Source organism: Planctomycetota bacterium, from assembly GCA_038746835.1.
Taxonomy (GTDB): domain Bacteria; phylum Planctomycetota; class Phycisphaerae; order Tepidisphaerales; family Tepidisphaeraceae; genus JBCDKH01.
This window is the reverse complement of sequence record JBCDKH010000270.1, coordinates 1-3,457: the sequence shown is the minus strand read 5'-3', so window position 1 is coordinate 3,457 and position 3,457 is coordinate 1. Positions and strand designations below refer to the sequence as shown.

The window sequence follows — 3,457 nt, the reverse complement described above, 5'->3', positions numbered from 1 at the left end:
CCAGGCCCGTGCCCTCGACGCGGACGTTGAAGAGCCCACCGCTGACCACCGCCGCCATCTTCTTCATCATCTTGACGTCGTAGCTCAATGACGGCTCGAAGGCGATCAGATCCTCGCCGTTGACGACGACGGCCTGACTCTGCAACTCCAAGACTGTCAACTTCTTACCGTCGTCAGCGAGGTAGACCTTGCCCTGTCCCTCCGCCTTAGTGAGCTTGGCTCCTTCGCCGGTGAGCTGGCGTTTGAGGAACTTGCCGAGCCCCTCCTCCATCATGCCCTGGCGGGTGAACTTGACCTGGCCTCGGTAGGCGACCATGCCGCCCATCTTGGTCCAGACCATGCCGTGGGAGGCGCCGTCCAGGTTGACCTCGAGCATGTGGGGGCTCTCGAGCTCGAAAAAGCCCTGGCCTCGGTCTTTCTGACTGGTTTTCTCGAGGAAAGCCTCGATCGTCATGCGGCTGCCGGTCGTGTCGTCCATGCCGGCGAGCGTATCGGTCTGGCGGGCATCACGCCAAGCGTCACGCTGGCATCATGCCATGCTCGCGGGCGTAGGCGAAGACGCCACCTGCCTCAACGATCGGCAGGACGTCGCCTAGCGGTTTCACCCCGGTTTCTCCCGGCCGGGAGAGGTTTTTGAACGTCCCGGCCTCGATGTCGATCTCGACCTCGTCGCCCGTGTGGACCTGCTCGACGAGGCGATCGACCGCCTCCAGCGGCAGCAAGTACCCGCCGTTGATGGAGTTGCGGTAGAAGATGCGGGCGTAGAACTCCGCCACGACCGCCTTGATGCCCGCCTCGGCGAGGGCGAGCGGGGCGTGTTCGCGTGAGCTGCCGCAGCCGAAGTTCTTACCGCCCACGATGATGGAGAACGCGCTGCTGAAGCCGTCGCCGTCGGGATCGATGAACGGGACGTTGCCGTTGGGCAGGCCGTCCTGACCCTCGGGTACGCCGGCATTGGCATATTTTCCAAAGAAACGACGCTCTTCCGGGTCGCTCGGGTTGTAGCTCAGGAACTCCGCCGGGATGATCTGATCGGTGTCGATGTTGTCGCCCAGCACGTACGCTCGGCCGCGAATGATCGTCTCCATGGTGCGAAGACGCTAGCCGCGTCGGTTGGTTGGGGTCCGGATCGGAGCTTTCCAGGGATGGTGGACGCGATTTGCCGCCCGCGTCAGCGGGTGCTTCTGGAGGGTCGAGCCCGCCCGCTGACGCGGGCGGCTAAGTCGGATGGACGTCCGGGGTTCACGCAGGTTGTTGCCTGTCAACGTCGAAGCGAGTCCACCACCGCAGAGTCAGCTCGCACGATCGTCCCGCCGGTGCGCTTGGCGATGCGGTTGGCGAGCGTTGCCTCCAGCGCCGTGTCGCGTCCGGCGGCGTGCCAGCCGAAGCGCGGCTTGGCCGGATCGTCCTCGGCCCGGCGGAACGTGTCGCCGCGGACGGCGAGCTTTTCGACCACGACCCGCGGCTCGACCCGACTCGCCGAACCGTCACGAACGAAGTCGAACTGGACACTGCGTCGCACCGTCGACAGCGACGCCTCAGCGACGTCGGGCAGCGTCCGCTGCTCGTCGCGCCACACCTCGAACCATTGCCCGCCCGTACGTGGTTGGGTACGCAAGAGTCCTCCGCGGTGGTCGGAAAAGTCCACAGTAAACCCGAACCGTCTCCGTGCATTGTCCGCCGCCGACCAGAGTGTGTCGTAGTCGTCGGCCACGACCGCGACGGACGCCGGCTGTTCGTGCCAATACGCGATCGTCGCCGCCTTGGGGTCGTCCTGCCAGGCCGGCCGGGTGCTGCAACCCGCGGCTAGCAGCACGACCACACCCAGTAGCAAGAGCGAATATCGCGACATAATTAAAGTATTCAACAGTTCAAAATGACGCGTTTAATCATTCGCAAGTGGATCAATCGGATCGTGCCCGATCGTGTGGATCACAATGCCGTTCATGGTTCCGGGTGCCCCCATGCTGCGACCCGCGACGAGCACGATCCTGTCGCCCGGGTCGGCAAGCTCGCGGTCCTGGACGAGGCTGTCGACGTCGCGTGCCAGCTCCTGCAGGTTGCCAGGCGATTCCAGGTGGAGCGGGACGACGCCGTAGTGCAGGGCCATCTGCCGCAGGCGTCGGTCGTCGGCGCTCAGGGCGACGACGGGCACGTCGAACCGCTGCTTGGCGAAGATCCGGGCCGTGTCGCCGGTGTGGCTGTACACGACGACCAGCTTGCACGGCATGGTCTCCAGCAGCCGACGCACCGCTTTGGCCGTCGCCTGGCTGACGACCATGCCGGGCGCGTCGCTCGCGCCCTCGGGTCCGCCGCCGCGGCCGACCAGGAAGTCTTCCGTGGCCGAGGCGACGTGCTGCATGACGTGGACCGCACCGACGGGGAACTTGCCGACGCTGGTCTCGCCCGACAGCATCGTCGCGTCGGTGCCGTCGAAGATCGCGTTGGCGACGTCGCTCACCTCGGCCCGGGTCGGGCTGGCCGCGTCGACCATGCTCTGCAGCATCTGCGTCGCCACGATCGCCGGCTTGCCCGCACGCCTGCACCGCTCGATCAGGTCCTTCTGCATCAGCGGCACGCGGGCCAGATCCATCTCCACGCCCAGGTCGCCGCGCGCGACCATCAGCCCGTCGGCCGCGGCGATGATCGCGTCGATCTGCTCGATTGCCTCAGCTTTCTCGATCTTGGCGATGATGCCGATGTGGCTCTGTTTGCTCTGCAGCCGCTCGCGTAGCTGGTGGATGTCGCCGGCGCGGCGGACGAACGAGAGGGCGAGATAGTCCAGGTCGTTCTCGATGGCCCAGTCGACGCAGGCCCAGTCGCGCTGGGTGATGCTCGGCAGCTTGAGCTTCGTGCTGGGCAGGTTGACGCCCTTGCGTGTCTTGATCACGCCGCCGGCCGTGCAGCGAAGGGCGATGCGGTCGGCCTCCTTGCGGATGCAGACGAAGCGGAGCAAGCCGTCCTCGATGTAGAGGCGATCGCCGACTTCGACGTCGTCGACCAGGCCCTTGTAGGTGACGGAGATGGTGCCGTGTTTGCCGAGAATGTCGTCGCGTTGGATGACCAGCTCGTCGCCGACGTCGATCGCCATGCCGCCGGCCGGGTTGTCTTCGTCGACGTCGCCGACGCGGATCTTTGGGCCTCCGAGGTCGCCGAGGATGGCGACGCGTTTGTCGAGCTTGTCGGCCTCCTTGCGGATGGCCGCGAGCATGGTGCCGTGTCCGTCGAGTTCGCCGTGGCTGAAGTTGAGGCGGCAGACGTCGACGCCTGCGGCAAGCAGCGCTCGCAGGTCACGAGTCTGCGTCACCGCGGGCCCCATGGTCGCGACGATCTTGGTGCGAATGAGATCGCTGGTCCGCTGCTCACCACCGGTCATGCGCGGATGCTACCGACCGACCCGCGCCGGTGCGAGAGGGACCTGCGCCTGTGGGCTTGGACGCGCGCTGGTGTCGAAGTG

4 protein-coding genes are annotated in these 3,457 nt (G+C 66.1%); all 4 read right to left on the bottom strand.

The features are described 5' to 3' along the window. A partial coding sequence (locus tag AAGI46_16410) for an AIM24 family protein (GenBank protein ID MEM1013790.1) occupies positions 1 to 478 on the bottom strand: 478 nt, incomplete at its 3' end. A 40-nt stretch (positions 479 to 518) separates the two neighbouring features. Next, positions 519 to 1,088: a 3-isopropylmalate dehydratase gene (locus tag AAGI46_16405; protein MEM1013789.1), complete on the bottom strand. Its 570-nt coding sequence runs from the start codon at positions 1,086 to 1,088 to the stop codon at positions 519 to 521. A 173-nt stretch (positions 1,089 to 1,261) separates the two neighbouring features. Then, positions 1,262 to 1,852 carry a hypothetical protein gene (locus AAGI46_16400; protein MEM1013788.1) on the bottom strand — a complete coding sequence of 197 codons (591 nt, stop codon included), beginning with the start codon at positions 1,850 to 1,852 and terminating at the stop codon, positions 1,262 to 1,264. A 33-nt stretch (positions 1,853 to 1,885) separates the two neighbouring features. Further along, on the bottom strand, positions 1,886 to 3,376 hold the full coding sequence (pyk, locus tag AAGI46_16395; protein ID MEM1013787.1) for a pyruvate kinase: 1,491 nt from the start codon (positions 3,374 to 3,376) through the stop codon (positions 1,886 to 1,888). Positions 3,377 to 3,457: the final 81 nt, after the last annotated feature.